This window comes from Mesorhizobium sp. WSM4849 (assembly GCF_055811385.1).
The window spans coordinates 17,245-36,846 of the sequence record NZ_JBVVPW010000001.1 but is presented as its reverse complement, the minus strand read 5'-3'; the positions used below and the strand labels follow the sequence as shown (position 1 = coordinate 36,846).

Sequence of the window (19,602 nt, the reverse complement as noted above, 5' to 3'; positions counted from 1 at the left end):
CTTCCCTCAGGCGCGATCCATGCGAGCCGCAGGCTCCTTGATTGCGTGTGTGCCTCTGTTGTGCGTGCGCTCATAGAGCTCGCGAACGATTCGGCTGGCCGTAGTCTCAAACAGAAACGGCAAGAAAGCGTGAATGAGCGCGGCGAACGCTGCCATGAACAGACGCGAGCAGAACCACGCCGCGAAGGCCATATGGCTGAAATAGGTCTCGCCCACCTTGGCCGGGTGAGAGGTAAAGAGCCTTGCAAGCCGTGTCGTCATGGTGATCCCTCCTGCCGGGATAAGCCCCGATTGCTGAGTATTCTGGCACGAGCTTTTGGTTCATCGGTCCCAAATCATCCTTGTGTTTGGCCAATTATTGGGACAAATATCCCACATGTCTCTGGAAATCGATGAAATCGACCGAAGATTGCTGGCCGAGTTGCAACGCGACGGCACATTGTCGGTCGACCAATTGTCGGAAAGGGTGTCGCTGTCACGCAACGCCTGCTGGCGCCGGGTGAAGCGGCTCGAAGAAGACGGCGTCATTACCGGCCGGGTGGCGCTGGTCGATGCGGACAAGCTTGGCCTTGGCCTTTCGGTGTTTATCCTGGTCCGGACCTCCAACCACGATCCGGACTGGCTGCAAAAATTCCGGGCGGCAGTGACCGGCTTTCCCGAGATCACCGGCGTCTACCGCATGTCCGGCGACCTCGACTATGTCTTGCGTGCCCGCGTCGCCGACGTGAAGGCTTATGACAGGCTCTATCAGCGGCTGATCGCCAAGGTGGCGCTGTCAGACGTTTCGGCCTCCTTCGTCATGGAGGAGATCAAGGAGACGACGGTCGTCCCCGTAGAGCTGCGCTGAAGCGGAACTGCGCTGAAAGAAAGCCGTTGATAGCCTAGCCACCGAGTTGACCGAATCGGCGTTGATAGCGATAGGATCAGCCTCATGCGCGCAGCCCTCTACACTTCCTCCGTCATCGGTCCGGCCGTCGGCTTCGTCAGGTTGCCGCATGGTGAAGGCCTGCCGCTTCCCGCCTATGAAAGCGCGGGCGCCGCCGGCATGGATCTGCGCGCCGCGGTGCCGGATGACCGGCCGCTGCTGATCCTGCCGGGAAAACGCGCGCTGGTGCCGACCGGGCTGATCCTGGAGATCCCGGAGGGCGTGGAAGGTCAGGTCCGGCCGCGTTCAGGCCTCGCCTTCAAGCACGGCCTCACCTGTCTCAACACACCGGGCACCATCGACAGCGACTATCGCGGCGAGGTGAAAGTGCTGCTGATCAACCTCGGCGACGAGGATTTCGCAGTGACGCGCGGCATGCGGATCGCCCAGATCGTCTTTGCGTCCGTGATGCAGGCGACCGTGGAGGAGCGCACATTGGCCGGCGGCACGGCGCGCGGCTCGGGCGGCTTCGGATCGACCGGCACGGCCTGATGTCCCTACCCAAACTCGTCATCTTCGATTGCGACGGGGTTCTGGTCGACACCGAGAACCTGGCCAATCGGCGCCTTGCCGAATGGCTCAGCGCTGCCGGCTACCCGGCGAGCTTCGAATATTGCCGCAAGAATTTCTCCGGCCGCAGCATGGTCTCGGTGCAGAAGGAAGTCGAGGCGACCGGCGTCAGCCTCGGCGCCGATTTCGTCGAACGCTGGAACTCCGGCCTGCCGGACCTGTTCGCGCATGGCGTCGAAGCCGTCCCCTATGTCAGGGAGTTCATCGAAGCCGTGTACGCTGCCGGCATCGCAACTTGCGTCGCTTCATCGGCACGGGTTTCTAAAATGCACATCACGCTCGGCCAGACCGGGCTGCTGCCGCTGTTCGAGCATGCGCTGTTCAGCTCGACCATGGTTTCGCGCGGCAAGCCGTTTCCCGACCTGTTCCTGCATGCGGCAAGCACGATGGGCTTCGCGCCCGCCGACTGCATCGTCATTGAGGACAGTGTCGCCGGGACGTTAGCCGGCATTGCCGCCGGCATGCGCGTTTATTCCTATCACGGCGACCCGCATTCCGACCGCGACGGCCTGACCGAGGCCGGCGGCATCCTGTTCGACGACATGCGCGAACTTGCCGGGCTGGTGCCGATCCACTGATCTAATCTTCAGGCTTGTTATCCGGCTGTACGCCTCGGTCGTCCGTGCTAGCTTGCGGACGCTCGACCGTGGGAGGCGCCAGCGTATGAATTCCATCCTGCTTCGCTTCGTCCTCGCCTGTTTGCTGCTGCCGTGCCTGTGGACGACGGCCGGCGCGCAAGACGGCAGCTTCCCGGACCTTGGCAGCGCCGTTCCCGGCCACCAGGACACGACCTATTTCGACCTCGCCAGGGTGGTCATTCCCGATCTGGCGGCGGACAAGGACGGCTTCTACCGGGGTTCTATGCCGATCGAGATGCGCCATATCGAGGGCCCGGATAGCGGTGGCTCGCCGCCCGAAACGTCGGGCCTTTCCAACGCCGCCGCGCTCGACATCAAGGCCGGCGGCAAGGATCGGCTGGCCATGCTGTTCGACCTCGGCAGCTCCTCCGACAGCGCCGAGGGTTTCGCGGTGCTGGCGCTCTACGATCTTGCTGGCAAGCCGAGACTGCTCGACGCTGTCAATGTCGCCGTCGACCGAAGCAACTCTTTCCGCGATCCGGGCAAGCTGCCGATCGGGCCCGGTGATGACGCGATCATCACCCTGAGCACGCATTTCAATTCGAGCCAGGGCTATATGAGCACGCCCCTGATCCTGGTCCGCGACGACAGGTTCGAGTTGATCGACATGATCTATACGTTCGACGAGTCGCTGTGCGCCTACAGGCGCACGCAGGAGTTGGCGTTTCAGACCGTTGCGGACGGCCAGCCCTATGCGGGCATCAAGGCGACGGTGACCGATGCCACCGTGCCGAATGGCGAAAGCTGCGACGATCCGGCGCCCGAGGCTTCCTCGCGCGACATCTCCGTCACCTACCATTGGGACGGGACCGCATACTTCAAGGGGTCCGACGCATTGGACAAATTGGCAGGAGAGAACGCCAATCGCTTCTGAACCAATCGCATTCGTTTGCCCGTCGGGCAGTGGCGGGATAAAATGTGCTTCGCACTCTGGGGAGCATCCATGGACAAGGGCAAAATCTTTCGCGACCTGCACAGTTCGATCTTCGTCATGCCCAACCCCTGGGACGTCGGCACGACGAAACTGCTGGCCTCCTTCGGTTTCAAGGCGTTGGCGACGACCAGCGCCGGCTTTGCCTTTTCGCGCGGCCTGCCCGACGGTGCCGTGACCTTCGAGGCGATGATCCACCACTGCCGCGACGTGGCGGCGGCGACCGGCCTGCCGATCTCGGCCGATCTCGAGAAGGGCAAGGGCGACAGCGCGACAAGTGCCTCCGAGACCGTCTTTGCGGCCGAGGCGGCAGGCCTTGCCGGCTGCTCGATCGAGGACCACACCGGCGAGCCCGACAAGCCGATCTACGATTTTTCGCATGCGGTCGAGCGCGTCGCCGCTGCAGCGGAGGCGGCGCGGGCGCTGAAGCACGATTTCGTCTTCACCGCGCGAGCCGAGAATTTTCTGTGGGGCAAGCCCGACATCGACGACACGATCAAGCGGCTGCAAGCCTTCGAGAAAGCCGGCGCCGACGTGCTCTACGCGCCGGGCCTTGGCGACATCGAGACGGTGCAAACCGTCTGCTCGGCGCTGACCAAGCCGGTCAATGTCATGGTGAGGCCCGGCTTCACCATCGCCGATCTTGCCCTGGCAGGGGTCAAGCGCATTTCGCTCGGGCCCTGGCTCACCAATTTCGCCTTCGGCATGCTGGAGACGGCGGCGCGCGAGATCCAGCAGGACGGCACCTTCGGCTTCACCCGGACCGCCATGCCGTTCGGCAAGCTGCAGGCGTTGTTTGCCCAATCCTTGGCTTAGACGGGCCCCAACGCATGACGCTCACCGTCGTCGACATGCACACCGGTGGCGAGCCGCTGCGGATCGTCACCGGCGGTTATCCCAAGATCCCCGCAGGCACGATCCTGGAAAAACGTGCCTATGTGCGCGACCACCTCGACCATCTCAGGAAGATCCTGATGTTCGAGCCGCGCGGCCATTACGACATGTATGGCGCGCTGCTGGTGGAGCCCGACCTGCCCGGCGCCGACCTCGCCGTGCTGTTCATGCACAATGAGGGCTATTCGACGATGTGCGGGCACGCCATCGTCGCGCTCGGCCGCTACGCCGTCGACGAAGGGCTGGTGGCGCGGCAGGAGCCGGTGACGACAGTCAACATCGAAGCGCCGTGCGGGCTGGTCGTCGCCTCGGTCGAGGTGCAGGACGGCAAGGCAGGTGCTGTGTCATTCGAAAGCGTGCCGGCCTTTCTGTTCGCCCGCGACCAGGAGGTCGAATTACCGGGCTTCGGGGCGATCGGCTTCGACATCGCCTATGGCGGCGCCTTCTATGCGCTCGCCGATTGCCACCAGTTCGGGCTGGAATTCGGCAAGAACCGCGTCCGCGATTTCGTCGATGCGGCGACGGCGCTGACGGAGAAGCTGAAGAAGGAATTCCCGCTGTCGCATCCCGACCATGCCGACCTTGCCTTTCTCTACGGCACCATCCTGACCGACGGACAGGACGTATTCTCCGATAGCCCGACCAAGAACATCTGCGTCTTCGCCGAGGCCGAGGTCGACCGCTCGCCGACCGGATCCGGCGTCACAGCGCGGCTGGCGGCAATGCATGCTAAGGGCGAAATCGCCGGCCAGACGCGGCTGTTCGAGAGTATCGCCGGCTCGCGCTTTTCCGGCAGCGTGGCGAGGATCGCGAAAGCCGGGACGCATGACGCCATCATCGCCCGTGTCGGCGGCCGCGCCTTCTACTGCGGCCGGGCCGAATTCATCGTCGAACCCGACGACGAGCTGGGACGCGGTTTTCTCTTACGCTAGCGCCGGGCCTAACAAACGGAACGGAGCGTAACGTTTAGCTACGCACCGGAAGCACCGGACACCGCCATTCGCACGCCGGCATCACCTGAGCATCAGCACTCCTAAGCCGCTTCCCGCGCAGAGATCGCCTTGTGCAAATGCACCATCATGGCGGCGGCGAACAGCGGCGTCAGAAGGTTGAGCAGCGGCACGGCGAGGAAGGCAGCGACAACCAGCCCGGCGAGGAACACCGTGACGGCATGTTTTTTGCGCAACGCCCGTGCCTCGGCCTCCGGGCGGAAGCGCATGGCGGCGAATTCGAAGAATTCGCGCCCCAGCAGATAGCCGTTGACGATGAAGAAGGCGGCGATGTTGATGCCCGGCACCAGCAGCAGCAAGGCGACGATGTTGCCGAGGATGACGACGCCGAAGAATCTTATCGCCAGCACCATCGAGCGCAGTGCCGGCATGGCGCGACCGGGCGGTTCGCCGGGATAGTCGGTGCGTTCGACCACTTCGGCGACGTCATCGAGAAACAGGCCGGCGATGATCGCTGTCACCGGCGCGATCAGCAGCGCCAGACCCAGCGCGAGACCGATCCCGGCGACGATGACGCCCAGCCATCCGGCCCAGGACGGCAGGCCGGGCAGCCATGCGTCGATCCATGGCCAGGCCAGCCATTCGAACAGGCCCTCGATAGCGAACCACAGCGCGGCGAGCGCCAGCAAGGTCAGCCCCAGCGTTTTCACGAACACCGAGCGGAATTCGGGCGAGAACAACCGGCTGGCGGCGGCGCGTGCGGCGCTGGAGATCACGGCGTTTCCAATTCCAGGGCTGGTAGTTTCGAGGCAGGCGGGGACAGGACAAAGCACGCACAGCGCGATGCAGTGCATCTGCCGTTCGACCAGATTAATAGATCCCGACCCTAGGCAAAGCCGCATCAAATCGCTAGACCCGCCCGCGGCCGGCGTGGCAGAAAGCCGGTGGTTTTCGCGGAGACATCATTGATGCCGAACTATGACGTGCTTTGTATCGGTAATGCCATCGTCGACATCATCGCGCAGTGCGACGAGGCATTCCTGGAGACGAACGGCATCATCAAGGGCGCGATGAACCTGATCGACACGAGGCGCGCCGAGCTGCTCTACAGCCGCATGGGCCCGGCCATCGAAGCCTCCGGCGGCAGCGCCGGCAACACGGCGGCGGGTGTCGCCAGCTTCGGCGGACGCGCCGCCTTCTTCGGCAAGGTCTCGAACGATGCGCTCGGCGAAATCTACGCCCATGACATCCACGCGCAGGGCGTCGCCTTCGACACCAAGCCGCTCAACGGCGAGCCGCCGACGGCGCGCTCGATGATCTTCGTCACGCCGGACGGCGAGCGCTCGATGAACACCTATCTCGGCGCCTGCATCGAGCTCGGGCCGGAAGATGTCGAGGCCGACAAGGCTTCCGGTGCGGCGGTCACCTATTTCGAAGGGTATCTGTGGGACCCGCCGCGCGCCAAGGAAGCGATCCGGCAGACGGCCAAGCTCGCGCATGCCGCCGGGCGCGAAGTGTCGATGACATTGTCGGATTCGTTCTGCGTCGACCGCTATCGCGAGGAGTTTCTGGACCTAATGCGCTCGGGCACCGTCGACATCGTCTTTGCCAACAGCCACGAGATCAAGGCGCTCTACCAGACCGCCTCGTTCGACGAGGCGCTGGCCCAGATCCGCAAGGACTGCAAGATCGCCGCCGTCACCCGCTCGGAAATGGGCTCGGTCATCGTGCGCGGCGACGAGACCGTCACTGTCGACGCGACCAAAATCCGGGAGCTGGTCGACACCACCGGCGCCGGCGACCTCTATGCCGCCGGCTTCCTCTACGGCTACACGCAAGGGCGCAGCCTGAAGCATTGCGGCGACCTCGGCTCGCTGGCGGCCGGGCTGGTCATCCAGCAGATCGGGCCAAGGCCTCGGCAGAATTTGCGCCACGAGGCTGAGCAGGCGGGGCTGCTGTAGGGAGGCGGCACCTCCCCCTCGATGGGGAGGTAAGGGACGCGAGCGGCGGGTGAGGGTGTTTTGGCATCCCGCGCATTCGGCATCACCCTCCCCATCAAAAAGCCCATCGTAGCCTCGCCTAGAACCCACGTCTTCGCCGATGGCCGGAGAAGTACCTGTTAAGAACGCTCCTTTCGGCCGAAACGTACGATTGCGTCAGCTTTGTAATCCGTGCTTATTAAGTTCAATTTTGAAGGTGCACTGGGTTAGCCAGTGTTCTTGAAATTATGCACTTTACAGTGCGACAAGGGTGCCCAACGTCGATGGATTCTGTAGATTCAAGCTCGCCAGTCCATCGGGGCGGTGAGTATTCGGCTTCGGGCAGATTAAGTGCACTCCCTCGCCCGTTCCTGAGGTGGGCAGGTTCAAAGCAAGCGCTTCTTCCCCGCATTTCACAAGTACTTCCAAAAACGTTTGGAACATACTATGAACCATTTCTGGGGGCCGGAGCCTTATTTTTTCATTTAAAGCCCAAGCACGCGATTTTATCGGATGCAAGTTCAGAACTAATTGAGACTTGGAAAGCTGTCAGATCTAATGTTGACGGGTTGATCGGATATCTGTCACCGCTCAAGCCTGATAAAGAGCTATTTTATAAAATTAGAGAAAATAGATCCGAAGACAGCCTCATCCGCGCCGGAGAATTTCTGTACCTAAACAAAACGTGCTGGAATGGTCTGTATCGCGTCAACGCACAGGGTAAATTCAACGTTCCGTACGGGGCACCTCGAAGTCAATTCATTTTTGACGAGGAAAATCTAACGGCGTGCTCAAAGGCGTTATCCCATCCAAAAATACATATTAAATGCGGTGACTTTACGGACTTCACGAACAATACGAAGTTTGGTGATTTTGTTTATTTCGATCCTCCCTATGTTACGACACACAATAATAATGGGTTTCGAGATTGGAATGAAAAATTGTTCCGCTGGGATGATCAAATCCGCTTAGCTAAAGAGGCGGAGAGATTAAGATTACTGGGCGTCAAAATCGTGATTTCTAACGCCAACCACGTCGACGTGGTTGCTCTCTACCCAGAATTTAAGAAGACTGAATTTGAGAGGTCATCAACACTATCGTCTTCTGCTAAATTTAGAGGTAGTGTGGGGGAAGTGCTTTTAACAGCCAACACATAGGACAGAGATGGCCCGAGACGCAGCTGAGAGTATCCGTCTCGTTAATCCCGCCGAGATTGATCGGAATCCGGAGAATCCGCGACTCATATTCCGAGAGGACGAGTTGCTTGCGCTGCAGGAGAGCATCGCGAGCCAAGGAATTCTCGTTCCTCTGACTATCTATCAAAGCGGTCAGGGATACATAATTTTGGACGGTGAGCGCCGATGGCGATGCGCGCTCAAATTGGGATTGTCCGCAGTACCGGCCATCATTCAGCCCGAACCTGACGCGGTAACGAACATCATGATGATGTTCGCGATACACAAGACCAGAAGTGACTGGGATCCCTTACCAACCGCAATAAAGCTGGAGAAGCTAGAAGGCGCATTAGCTGAACGGCTAGGCAGACCTCCTTCTGAACAAGACCTGGCAGCAGCAGCGTCTTTATCTCGGGGCGAAGTGCGTCGGTACCGAAATATCTTGGCTTTACCGACCCGGTATAAAGATCAGCTTCTTGCCGAATTAGAAAAACCGCGCCCGCTTCAAGTTCTGACTGTAGACCACGTTCTTGAATCTGTTCGCGGTGCTGACGCCCTTATGAAGCAAGACGTTATTACTGACGACGAGCAAATAAGTTTGACTAATTCTCTTGTAGAAAAGTTCATAAACAGAACATTAACAAGTACGGTCGAGCCGAGAATGCTACCGCGGATTGCTCGCGCAGTCCAACGTCGTGAAATTCCAAGATCCGAAGCAAGAAATGTAGCTATTCGATTAATTCGTGACCCCGCATACACTGTAAACAACGCTTTTCGTGACTCGGTAGAACGAGTTGACTTTGAGCATGGGACTGAACAGCTCGCCGAACGAGTTAATAATCGACTTCAAGAACATCTGTCTCGATCATATGAACTCGGGGCGGCGCTGGAAGATCGCCTACGCCTGCTAAGCGAAACCGTTCGGCAAGTTCTTAGCAATGCCCGCCGATAACTTTAAAACCGTAGCTGATGAACTTCTTCACGTTGCAACCGACGCGGAAACGCATTTTGGTAATGAGGGTTTCGACGTCACTCTAGAAACGAGAGAAATTGGTTTCCCATTTACTCCAACCCTTGTATGCCGCAGAGGACATGAGACTGTAATCGTAGAAGTCTCATCTGCACTTGACATAGGGCGAACGGAACGATGGGTGAGGTATTGCAAGTCGCAGACAGTTGATACTCGTTATTGTGCTGTACTGCGTAGCCTAACGGGCGTCGATCAGCAGACTATGGATTTTGTTATAAAAAATTGGCTTGGTCTTTGCGTTCATAACGACCGGAATTTGATGGTAATCCGACTTCCTACCGACTTGGCTGTACATGTTGAGCTGCCGGAGTTGAAAGACTTACCGAAGCCGGTTCGCCCTCTACTTGCGCCTGCTTTTCGCAAGGTTCAAGAGAACGATTGGCGCGATGGGCTTAACCACGCTTACTCCGAGGTTGAGCAACATGCTCGTGACTATCTCAAACAAGGGATAGACGCTGGCCGAACGATAGTGGCGAGAAGCCGACGTAGCCAAGCGGCAAATCTTACCTCTGAGGAGGTTGACAATATGACGCTAGGACAACTTAAAGACGCTTTTGCCCTAATTCAGAATCAAACATACAAAGATGCTGTAATTGGGACGACATTGGCCATGATCAACAAGACTCGGGTTGGTCTTGCTCACAGGCGACGTAGCAAAACTGTCGAGGCTGAACTTCGTTTGCAAGTCGGCCAGAATATGTATGCAGCAATAACATGCCTTGAGGAATTGACGTCTTAGCAGCAAGTCGGACGCAATAAGTTGTGTCAAGCCCCGCGATCGCCGCCCTTGTCAAATGTTTAGCTCTCCCGGCATGCGGGGGGCTTTTTGCCCGCTCACCGCGGAGCCGCTCGAAGATTATCAGCGTCCTAGAGCGTTTTGCGTTGTAGTGGAGACAAAAACCCCGCTCCAGGTCTTTGTTTGACGCATTTTTTCGGACGCAAAATGCTCTAGTGCCAATCTGGATCGAGCGGTCTCCTTACGCCCCCGCCGTATACGCCGCGATGGCCGCCATATTCACGATGTCCGAGTCCTTGGCGTTGAGCGAGACGATCTGAACCGGCTTGTCCAGGCCGACCAGCAGCGGGCCGATGACGGTCGAGCCGCCGAGTTCCTGCAGCATTTTGGTCGAGATCGAGGCCGAGTGGAAGGCCGGCATGATCAGCACATTGGCCGGACCGGTGAGCCGAATGAACGGGTATTGCGCCATGGCGCGCGCGTTGAGCGCCACGTCGGCGGCCATCTCGCCGTCATACTCGAAATCGACGCGCCGCTTGTCGAGGATGCGCACCGCTTCCTGGACGCGCTCGGAGCGCTCACCCTGCGGATGGCCGAAGGTGGAATAGGCAAGCATGGCGAGCCTTGGTTCATAACCCATGCGGCGGGCAAAGCCGGCGGCTTCCTCGGCGATGTCGGCGATCTGTTCGGCGTTCGGCATGTCGTGCACGGCGGTGTCGGCGACAATCACGGTCCGGCCCCGCGCCAGCACGATCGAGGCGCCGATGACGCGGTGGCCGGGCTTGGCGTCGATGGCACGGCGGATGTCGTCGAGCGCCGTGGAATAGTTGCGGGTGACGCCTGTGACGATGCCGTCGGCATCGCCCAGCGCCACCATGCAGGCGGCGAAATGGTTGCGGTCGGTGTTGATCAGGCGCTGGCAATCGCGGAACAGGAAGCCCTTGCGCTGCATGCGCTCGTACAAATAGTCGGTGTAGACGCCGTTGCGGCGCGACAGCCGCGCATTGATGATCTCGATGCCTTGCTTGCCAAGCTCGATGCCGGCGTTCCTGGCATTCTCCTTGATGATGTCGTCGCGGCCGAGCAGGATGGCGGTGCCGAGCCGCTGGTTCACATAGGAGACGGCGGCGCGCATCACCTGCTCCTCCTCGCCCTCGGCGAAGACGATGCGCTTGGGCTGGCGGCGCACGCGGTCGTAGATGCGCTGCAGCGTCGAGGCGATCGGATCGCGACGGGCGGAAAGCTCCTGCGCGTAGCGGTCGAGGTCGAGGATCGGCTTGCGCGCGACGCCGGACTCCATCGCTGCCTTGGCAACCGCGATCGGAATGGCCGAGATCAGGCGCGGATCGAACGGCACCGGGATGATGTAGTTGGGGCCGAATTTCGGCCGCATGCCCTGGTAGGCGGCGGCGACGTCGTCGGGCACGTCCTGGCGCGCGAGTTCGGCGAGCGCCCGCGCCGCGGCGATCTTCATGTCGTCATTGATGGTGGTGGCCCGCACGTCGAGCGCGCCGCGGAAGATATAGGGGAAGCCGAGCACGTTGTTGACCTGGTTCGGATAGTCCGAACGCCCGGTGGCCATGATGGCATCGGTGCGGATTTCGGCGACTTCCTCCGGCGTGATCTCGGGATCTGGGTTGGCCATGGCGAAGATGATCGGCTTCTCGGCCATCGACTGCACCATCTTGGTGGTCAGCGCGCCCTTGGCGGACACGCCGAGGAACACGTCGGCTCCGTCCAGCGCCTCGGCCAGCGAGCGCGCGTCGGTCTTGACGGCGTGCGCCGACTTCCACTGGTTCATGCCTTCGGTGCGGCCCTGGAAGACGACGCCCTTGGTGTCGCACAGGATGATGTTTTCAGGCGCAAAGCCCATCGCCTTCATCAGCTCGATGCAGGCGATGCCGGCCGCACCCGCGCCATTGCAGACCATTTTCGTGGTCTTCATGTCGCGGCCGGTGATCTCCAGCGCGTTGATCAGGCCGGCGGCCGAGATGATGGCGGTGCCGTGCTGGTCGTCATGGAAGACCGGTATGTCCATCAGCTCGCGCAGCCGCTGCTCGATGATGAAGCACTCCGGCGCCTTGATGTCTTCCAGATTGATACCGCCAAAGGACGGGCCAAGGAAACGCACGCTATTGATGAACTCGTCGGCATCCTCGGTGTCGACCTCGAGATCGATGGAATCGACATCGGCGAAGCGCTTGAACAACACCGCCTTGCCTTCCATCACCGGCTTGGCGGCCAGCGCGCCGAGATTGCCGAGGCCGAGGATGGCGGTGCCATTGGAAATGACGGCGACCATGTTGCCGCGCGCCGTGTAGTCGAAGGCGCGGCTGGGATCCTCGGCGATGGCGAGGACGGGAACCGCGACGCCTGGCGAATAGGCGAGGCTCAAGTCGCGCTGGGTGGCCATCGGCTTGGTGGCGACGATCTCCAGCTTGCCGGGGCGGCCCATGGCGTGGAATTCCAGCGCCTCCTGCGCACTGACGGAGGGTCCGGGGTTTTCGGGTTTCCTGGCCATGATGCTTTCGATTTCCTCACCCGTGCGGCACCGCTTGAGACGGGTGCAATGCTTTCTTTTGTGGAACGTTCGGGATTAAGGCTACACTTCGCCGCTGTAAACCGCCAAGCAGATGGCTTGGCAAATTTTGGAAGCAGCTTCTTGAACGACGAAACGCCCATTCGCAGCGACAGCGCTACGACGGCCTTTGCGCCGGCGACGCCGATGATGGAGCAGTATATCGAGATCAAGGCGGCAAACCCGGATTCGCTGCTGTTTTACCGCATGGGCGATTTCTACGAGCTGTTCTTCGACGACGCCGAGAAGGCGAGCCGGGCGCTCGGCATCGTCTTGACCAAACGCGGCAAGCACCAGGGCCTCGACATCCCGATGTGCGGCGTGCCGGTGCATGCCGCCGACGACTATTTGCAGAAGCTGATCGGACAGGGGTTCCGTGTCGCCGTCTGCGAGCAGATCGAGGATCCGGCCGAGGCGAAGAAGCGCGGCGGCAAGTCGGTGGTGCGACGCGACGTGGTGCGGCTGGTGACGCCAGGCACGATCACCGAGGACAAGTTGCTGGCGCCGTCGGAATCGAGTTTCTTGATGGCGCTTGGCCGAGTCAAAGGCGGAGCGGAACCAAGAGGCGGGGAGCTCGGCAGCGCGACAGGGAACCAAGGAAGTTTTGCATTGGCCTGGATCGAGATCTCGACCGGCGCCTTCCGTGTTGCAGAAACCACCGCCGACCGGCTGCTCGCCGATGTCTTTCGCGTCGACCCGCGCGAGCTGATCGTCGCCGAGCCGGTGTTTTTCGATCCCGACCTGAAACCGGTGTTCGATGTGCTCGGCCGGGTCGCCAATCCGCAGCCGCCGAGCCTGTTCGACTCAGCGTCGGCCGCCGGGCGCATCGCCCGTTTCTTCGAGGTGGCGACGCCGGACAGTTTCGGCACGTTTTCCCGCGCCGAGCTGTCGGCGATCTCAGGCGCCATCGCCTATGTCGAAAAAACGCAGAAGGCCGAGCGGCCGCCGCTGTCGCGGCCCGAGCGCGAGGAGCAGGGTTCGACGCTGTTCATCGATCCGGCGACACGCGCCAATCTGGAACTGCTGCGCACCCTGTCCGGCAGCCGTGAGGGTTCGCTGTTCAAGGCGATCGACCGCACGGTGACCGGCGGCGGCGCGCGGCTGCTCGCCGACCGGCTGATGGCGCCACTGACCGACCCGGCGGCAATTGGTGCAAGGCTGGATTCGGTATCGTTCTTCCGCTCCGAGACTCGACTGTGCCAGGCGGTGCGGGCGAGCCTGAAGAGCGTCGCCGACATGCCCCGCGCCCTGTCGCGGCTGGCGCTCAACCGCGGTGGCCCGCGCGACCTCGGCGCGCTGCGCGCCGGGTTCGAGGCAGCCGGCGCTATTGCCGAACTGTTTGGGGCGACCGCCCTGCCGCAGGAACTGGCGGCGGCGCTGGCGGCGATCGAGGCGCTGCCACGCCCGCTGGCCGAGCATCTGACGCAGGCGCTCAGTGACGAGCTGCCGCTGCTCAAGCGCGATGGCGGCTTCGTCCGTTCCAGCTATCATGGTGAGCTCGATGAGATGCGAGCGCTGCGCGACGAATCGCGCAAGGTCATCGCCGGGCTGGAGCGCTCGCTGATCGACGAAACCGGCATCCGCTCGCTGAAAATCCGGCACAACAATGTGCTTGGCTACTACATCGAAGTCACCGCCAACCACCATGCGATCATGACGAGCAGCGATGGGGCGAAGGCGCGCTTCATCCATCGCCAGACCATGGCCAACGCCATGCGCTTCACCACGACGGAACTGGCCGAGCTGGAATCGAAGATCGCCAATGCCGCCGACCGGGCGCTGGCGATCGAGCTTGCCGCCTTCGACAGGCTGACAGCGGAAGCGGTCGGCCTGTCGGACAAGATCCGCGCCGGCGCCGATGCGCTTGCCGTGCTTGACGTGTCGTCGGCACTTGCGCTGCTTTCCGAAAGCGAGGCCTGGTGCCGGCCGGTGGTGGACGCGAGCCTCGCCTTCGCAATTTCGGGCGGGCGGCATCCGGTGGTCGAACAGTCGCTGCGGCGTTCGGGCGAAGGACCGTTCGTCGCCAATGATTGCGACCTATCACCAGAGGGCGATGCCAAAAACGGCGCGATCTGGCTGCTGACCGGACCCAATATGGGCGGCAAATCGACCTTCCTCAGGCAGAACGCGCTGATCGCCATCCTCGCCCAGACCGGCTCCTTCGTGCCCGCGGCATCAGCTCATATCGGCGTCGTCGACCGGCTGTTTTCACGTGTCGGCGCTTCCGACGATCTGGCGCGCGGCCGTTCGACCTTCATGGTCGAGATGGTCGAAACGGCGGCGATCCTCAACCAGGCCGGCGAGCGCGCGCTGGTGATCCTCGACGAGATTGGCCGCGGCACCGCTACCTTCGACGGCCTGTCGATCGCCTGGGCGGCGGTCGAGTATCTGCACGAGAAGAACCGCTGCCGGGCGATTTTCGCCACCCATTTCCACGAGATGACGGCGCTGGCCAGCAAGCTCGCTCGACTGCACAATGTCACCATGCGGGTCAAGGAATGGGAGGGCGACGTGGTCTTCCTGCACGAGGTCGGCAAGGGTGCCGCCGACCGCTCCTATGGCGTGCAGGTGGCGCGTCTGGCCGGCCTGCCGGAAGCGGCGGTCGGGCGGGCCAGGGAAGTGCTGCACCAGCTGGAAGCGGGCGAGGTGTCGGGCAAGGCAAACCGGCTGGTCGACGATCTGCCGCTGTTTTCGGTGGCGGTGAAACGAGAGGCGCAAAAGCCGGCAAAGAGCGATGGACTGAGCGCGGCGCTAGGGGAGATCAATCCCGACGAGATGACGCCACGGGAGGCGCTGGAGGCGCTGTATCGGCTGAAGGGAATGGCGGGGAAGTAGTCAAGCTTCGTACGATAGTGCTCTACGGCGCCCCCTCTGTCCCGCCGGACATCTCCCCCACTTGGGGGGAGGTTGGCAGCTTCGCAGACAGCATCTTTTCTCCAGCGTTGGAGCTTGGCGAAAGCGATGGTGATAGCCAATCTCCCCACCTGTGGGGGAGATGTCCGGCAGGACAGAGAGGGCGCGAAGGAATGCGACCTTAGCCTGATCCCCGCTACTATCCTCAAATCATCTGCAGCCCGCGCTTGCGGGTCGGTGGCGGGAAGGCACGGTTGATGTCGGCGAAATCTTCCGAGGTGAGCTCGATGTCCAACGCAGCGACATTCTGGCGGACATGCTCTTGCCTGCCGGCCTTTGGAATGGCAATGACGCCGTCCTGTGCCATCACCCAGGCCAGCGCCAGCTGAGCCGCCGTGGCATTGTGGCGGGCGGCAATGGCTTCGAGCCTGGCGTTGCGCGCCAATACGCCCTGATCGACCGGCGAATAGGCCATCAGCGGAATGCCGCGCTGCCGGCTCCAGGGCGCAAGGTCGAATTCCGGGCCGCGCTGGGACAGATTGTAGAGGATCTGGTTGGTCTGGACGCTGTCGCCGGCAGGCAGGCTGACCAGTTCCTCCATCTCATGGGTGTCGAAATTGCTGACGCCCCAGTGGCGGATCTTGCCGGCCTTTTTCAACGCCTCGAAGGCCTCGGCCGTTTCCGCCAGAGGCACGCTGCCGGGCCAATGCAGCAGATAGAGATCGATCCGGTCGGTGCGCAGATGCCTGAGGCTTCTGTCGCAGGCCGCCAGCACGCCGGTGCGCGAGGCGTTGGACGGCAGCACCTTGGAGACCAGGAACACCTCGTCGCGGCGCCCGGCAATGGCATCCGCCACCACCTCCTCGGCCCCGCCGCTGGCATACATTTCGGCGGTGTCGATCAGCATCATGCCGAGATCGAGCCCGAGCTTGAGCGCGTTGACCTCATCGGCGTGGCGGCGGGCGTCCTCACCCATTTTCCACGTGCCTTGACCAAGCACGGGAACGGCTTCGCCCGAGGGCAATGTGGTGGTTCTTATCGTTGCCGGCATGGCGCACTCCAGTCGAGACCGGATGGCACCACACCCTTCGGGAGAAATCCACCCCGGATTTCCCGCGATCTGCCTGGTGCTACTTCACCGGATGGGCGGCGAGCCAGGCCTGCATCTGCTTGATCTCGGCTTCCTGCGCGGCGATCACCGCTTCGGCCAGCTTGCGCATTTCCGGATCCTTGCCATTGGCAAGCTCGACCTTGGCCATGTCGATGGCCGCCTGGTGATGCGGAATCATGCCGCGGGCGAAATCGACATCGGCATTGCCGGAATATTCGATCGCCATCATGGCGGTGTGCATCTTGTCCATCGCCGCCTTGTAGCCATCGGTCGAGGGACTTTGCGCGCCCATCGCGCCCATGTCGTGCGCCCCCATGTCATGTTTCGTCTCCTGGGCTTGCGACGGAATGCTTTCGAGGAAAACGGCAAGCAGCATTCCCGCTGCCATCAGCAGCAGCACGATCTTCTTGGCCAAGGTCATTCATCGTCTCCCTTTTGAACGATTTTCATCTGGGGGCTTGGCTCAGAGTTTCAACGTCCTGAGCCGCAACGCGTTGGAGATGACAGAAACCGAGGACAGGCTCATCGCCGCCGCCGCAATCATCGGCGACAAAAGCGTGCCGGTGAGCGGATAGAGCACGCCGGCGGCGACCGGCACGCCAAGCAAATTGTAGAGGAAGGCGAAGAACAGGTTCTGGCGGATGTTGCGGATCGTTGCCTGGGCGAGTGTGCGGGCCCGGACGATGCCGTTGAGATCGCCCTTGACCAGCGTGATCCCAGCGCTTTCGACCGCGACATCGGCGCCGGTGCCCATGGCGATGCCGACATCGGCGGCGGCCAGCGCCGGCGCGTCGTTGACGCCGTCACCGGCCATGGCGACGCCGGCGCCCCTGGCGCGCAACTCCTCGACCAGCGCGCTCTTCTGTTCCGGCAGCAGGCCCGCACGCACCTCGTCGATGCCGAGTTTGCTTGCGATGGCTTTCGCCGTGCGTTCGTTATCGCCGGTCGCCATGATGATCTTGAGGCCGCGATCGTGCAGCGCCCTGATCGCCTCGGATGTCGTCGCCTTGATCGGGTCGGCGACGGCGACGATGCCGGCCAGTTTGTTGCCGACGGCGACGAACATCGCAGTCTTACCCTCGGCTTGCAGCGCCTCGGCACTGGTCGAGATGGATGTGATATCGATGCCGAGATCGGCCATCATCGCAGCGTTGCCGAGCGCGACCTTCTTTCCCGACACCGTGCCGGAAACGCCCTTGCCGGTGACCGCCTCGAAACCGCCGGAGTCGGGGATCTTTACCCGGCGTTCACGGGCACCTTCGACGATCGCCTCGGCCAGCGGATGCTCGGAGCCTTTTTCCAGGCTGGCGGCAAGTGCCAGCAGATCATCTTGCGTCATGCCCTCGGCAGCAACGACGTCGGTCACTCTCGGCCGGCCTTCGGTCAATGTGCCGGTCTTGTCGACGATCAGCGTGTCGACCGAGGCAAAACGTTCGAGCGCCTCGGCATCCTTGATCAGCACGCCGGCATGCGCGCCGCGCCCCGTGGCAGTCATGATCGACATCGGCGTGGCAAGGCCCAGTGCGCAAGGACAGGCGATGATCAGCACCGAGACCGCCGAGACGATGGCGAAGATCAGGCTGGGTTGCGGCCCGAAGATCGCCCAGGCGATGAACGCAACGATCGCAACCACTACGACGGCCGGGACGAAATAGAAAGAAACGCGGTCGGCCAGGCCCTGGATCGGCGCGCGCGAGCGCTGCGCCTTGGCGACGAGCTCGACGATCCGCGCCAGCGTGGTTTCGGCGCCGACCCTCTCGGCGCGCATGATCAGCGAGCCGTTCTTGTTGAGCGTGCCGCCGGTGAGGGGGTCGCCTTCAGTCTTTTCGACCGGCAGCGGCTCGCCCGACAGCATCGATTCGTCGATGGAAGAGCGGCCTTCCAGCACGATGCCGTCGACCGGCACGGCATCGCCGGGGCGGACGCGCAGGCGATCGCCGGCCTTGACCGTGTCGAGCGGCACGTCGTTTTCGGAACCGTCGTCGCCGATCAGCCGCGCGGTCTTCGGCGCGAGGTCGAGCAGCGCGCGGATCGCCGAGCCGGTTTTTTCACGGGCGCGCAATTCCAACACCTGGCCGAGGAAAACCAGCGCCACGATGACGGCGGCCGCCTCGAAATAGACCGGCACCGAGCCCTCATGACCGCGGAACTGGTGCGGGAATATATCCGGGAACAGCGTGGCGACGACGCTGTAGAGATAGGCGGCGCCAACGCCGAGCGAAATCAGCGTCCACATGTTGGGGCTGCGGTTGAGAACCGATTCCCAGCCGCGATGGAAGAAGGGGAATGCCGCCCACAGCACAACCGGGCTCGCCAGCGCCAATTCCACCCGGATCTTGGTCGAATCCTCGATGAAGGCGCTAAACGTCACACCGAGCATCGGCGCCATGGCGAAGATCAGCAATGGCACGGACAACACGGCACTCACCCAGAAGCGCCTGGTAAAATCGACCAGTTCCGGGTTCGGCCCCTCATCGCCGGTCGGCACGCCCATCGGTTCCAGCGCCATGCCGCAGATCGGGCAGGCGCCGGGCTTGTCGCGGACGATTTCCGGATGCATCGGACAGGTGTATTGCGTGCCTTTCGGCATTGGCTGCGGCTCTGGCTTGTCGCCAAGATACTTTGCCGGCTCCGCCTCGAATTTCACCTTGCAACCGGCCGAACAGAAATAGAAGCCCTGGCCTTCATGCCGGGAAAAGTGCTTCGCGGTGGCACGGTCGACACGCATGCCGCAGACCGGGTCGGTGGCGGTCAGGTAGTTTTCCGGCTCGGCCGTGAATTTCGAACGGCAGCGCTCGCTGCAGAAATGATAGCGATGGCCGCCATGCTCGGCTGTCGGCTTGCCGGCGGTCGGATCGACGGTCATGCCGCAGACCGGATCGCGAATGACGGCTTCGGCGACGGACGGAGCAGCTTTCGCCGCGCAGCAGCCGCTATGGGCGTGATGGTCGTGGTCGGAATGCGTCATGCGGAAAGGCCTCTCTGTCTCGATCTCGAAACGGAGGTAGTGCTTCCAGTGACTGGAAGGTCAAGGGCCAATTTCGACGTTTCGTTGCCCTGGTGCATGCCGGACGGGCCTGGGCGGAAAAATCCCGCAGCCAAACCGCATCCACGCTATGGACGCCGCCACTTTTGGGCTTGGCAACATCGTCCAGCAAGACCATCTATCAGCATGTTCCAGCGCTGTGCGTCCAGGGCCAGTTCCTGGACGAAGCGACCATCTGCCGGCGGC

At 62.0% G+C, this 19,602-nt stretch carries 17 protein-coding genes; 11 read left to right on the top strand and 6 right to left on the bottom strand.

The window, feature by feature from the left end:
- Positions 1 to 6 precede the first annotated feature (6 nt).
- A complete protein-coding gene (locus tag AC0L3L_RS00175; protein ID WP_292595618.1) occupies positions 7 to 261 on the bottom strand; it encodes a DUF6356 family protein in 255 nt (84 codons plus the stop codon).
- Positions 262 to 376: 115 nt separating this feature from the next.
- Here AC0L3L_RS00175 and AC0L3L_RS00170 point away from each other — a divergent pair, with 115 nt between their 5' ends.
- From AC0L3L_RS00170 to AC0L3L_RS00145, 6 genes are all read left to right on the top strand, one after another.
- Positions 377 to 847 (top strand): Lrp/AsnC family transcriptional regulator, encoded by a 471-nt coding sequence (locus tag AC0L3L_RS00170; RefSeq protein WP_473636122.1) that lies wholly within the window; start codon positions 377 to 379, stop codon positions 845 to 847.
- 84 nt (positions 848 to 931) lie between these two features.
- A complete protein-coding gene (gene dut / locus AC0L3L_RS00165) occupies positions 932 to 1,417 on the top strand; it encodes a dUTP diphosphatase (protein WP_127204038.1) in 486 nt (161 codons plus the stop codon).
- The gene (locus AC0L3L_RS00160; RefSeq protein WP_473636121.1) at positions 1,417 to 2,073 is read left to right on the top strand and encodes an HAD family hydrolase; all 657 of its coding nucleotides are present in this window, start codon (positions 1,417 to 1,419) and stop codon (positions 2,071 to 2,073) included. The genes dut and AC0L3L_RS00160 overlap by 1 nt, the downstream gene beginning before the upstream one ends.
- A gap of 85 nt (positions 2,074 to 2,158) precedes the next feature.
- The gene (locus tag AC0L3L_RS00155; protein ID WP_473636120.1) at positions 2,159 to 3,007 is read left to right on the top strand and encodes a hypothetical protein; all 849 of its coding nucleotides are present in this window, start codon (positions 2,159 to 2,161) and stop codon (positions 3,005 to 3,007) included.
- 69 nt (positions 3,008 to 3,076) lie between these two features.
- A complete protein-coding gene (locus AC0L3L_RS00150) occupies positions 3,077 to 3,880 on the top strand; it encodes an isocitrate lyase/PEP mutase family protein (protein WP_473636119.1) in 804 nt (267 codons plus the stop codon).
- A 14-nt stretch (positions 3,881 to 3,894) separates the two neighbouring features.
- Complete coding sequence (locus tag AC0L3L_RS00145) at positions 3,895 to 4,890, top strand: proline racemase family protein (protein ID WP_473636118.1); 996 nt, start codon at positions 3,895 to 3,897, stop codon at positions 4,888 to 4,890.
- Between the two features lie 101 nt (positions 4,891 to 4,991).
- Here AC0L3L_RS00145 and AC0L3L_RS00140 read toward each other — a convergent pair whose 3' ends face one another.
- Complete coding sequence (locus AC0L3L_RS00140) at positions 4,992 to 5,684, bottom strand: sulfate transporter family protein (protein ID WP_473636117.1); 693 nt, start codon at positions 5,682 to 5,684, stop codon at positions 4,992 to 4,994.
- Between the two features lie 192 nt (positions 5,685 to 5,876).
- Between AC0L3L_RS00140 and AC0L3L_RS00135 the strand changes: the two genes are divergently transcribed.
- From AC0L3L_RS00135 to AC0L3L_RS00120, 4 genes are all read left to right on the top strand, one after another.
- Positions 5,877 to 6,869, top strand: coding sequence for an adenosine kinase (locus tag AC0L3L_RS00135; protein WP_473636116.1), 993 nt, complete (start codon positions 5,877 to 5,879; stop codon positions 6,867 to 6,869).
- 302 nt (positions 6,870 to 7,171) lie between these two features.
- On the top strand, positions 7,172 to 8,044 hold the full coding sequence (locus AC0L3L_RS00130) for a DNA adenine methylase (protein WP_473636115.1): 873 nt from the start codon (positions 7,172 to 7,174) through the stop codon (positions 8,042 to 8,044).
- A gap of 7 nt (positions 8,045 to 8,051) precedes the next feature.
- On the top strand, positions 8,052 to 9,014 hold the full coding sequence (locus tag AC0L3L_RS00125) for a ParB/RepB/Spo0J family partition protein (protein ID WP_473636114.1): 963 nt from the start codon (positions 8,052 to 8,054) through the stop codon (positions 9,012 to 9,014).
- Entirely contained in the window at positions 9,001 to 9,831 is an 831-nt protein-coding gene (locus AC0L3L_RS00120) for a hypothetical protein (RefSeq protein WP_473636113.1), read from the top strand. The genes AC0L3L_RS00125 and AC0L3L_RS00120 overlap by 14 nt, the downstream gene beginning before the upstream one ends.
- A 238-nt stretch (positions 9,832 to 10,069) precedes the next feature.
- On the opposite strand, the gene AC0L3L_RS00115 is transcribed toward AC0L3L_RS00120, so the two are convergent.
- Positions 10,070 to 12,349, bottom strand: coding sequence for an NADP-dependent malic enzyme (locus tag AC0L3L_RS00115; RefSeq protein WP_473636112.1), 2,280 nt, complete (start codon positions 12,347 to 12,349; stop codon positions 10,070 to 10,072).
- Between the two features lie 141 nt (positions 12,350 to 12,490).
- Between AC0L3L_RS00115 and mutS the strand changes: the two genes are divergently transcribed.
- Positions 12,491 to 15,241 carry a DNA mismatch repair protein MutS gene (gene mutS, locus AC0L3L_RS00110; protein WP_473636111.1) on the top strand — a complete coding sequence of 917 codons (2,751 nt, stop codon included), beginning with the start codon at positions 12,491 to 12,493 and terminating at the stop codon, positions 15,239 to 15,241.
- A 223-nt stretch (positions 15,242 to 15,464) separates the two neighbouring features.
- Here the strand turns inward: mutS and AC0L3L_RS00105 are convergent, their stop codons facing one another.
- The 3 genes from AC0L3L_RS00105 to AC0L3L_RS00095 all read right to left on the bottom strand — a co-directional run bounded on the left by AC0L3L_RS00105 (position 15,465) and on the right by AC0L3L_RS00095 (position 19,338).
- Complete coding sequence (locus AC0L3L_RS00105) at positions 15,465 to 16,310, bottom strand: aldo/keto reductase (RefSeq protein WP_473636110.1); 846 nt, start codon at positions 16,308 to 16,310, stop codon at positions 15,465 to 15,467.
- A 79-nt stretch (positions 16,311 to 16,389) separates the two neighbouring features.
- The gene (copM, locus tag AC0L3L_RS00100; RefSeq protein ID WP_473636109.1) at positions 16,390 to 16,791 is read right to left on the bottom strand and encodes a CopM family metallochaperone; all 402 of its coding nucleotides are present in this window, start codon (positions 16,789 to 16,791) and stop codon (positions 16,390 to 16,392) included.
- Positions 16,792 to 16,833: 42 nt separating this feature from the next.
- Positions 16,834 to 19,338 (bottom strand): heavy metal translocating P-type ATPase, encoded by a 2,505-nt coding sequence (locus AC0L3L_RS00095; protein WP_473636108.1) that lies wholly within the window; start codon positions 19,336 to 19,338, stop codon positions 16,834 to 16,836.
- Positions 19,339 to 19,602 lie beyond the last annotated feature (264 nt).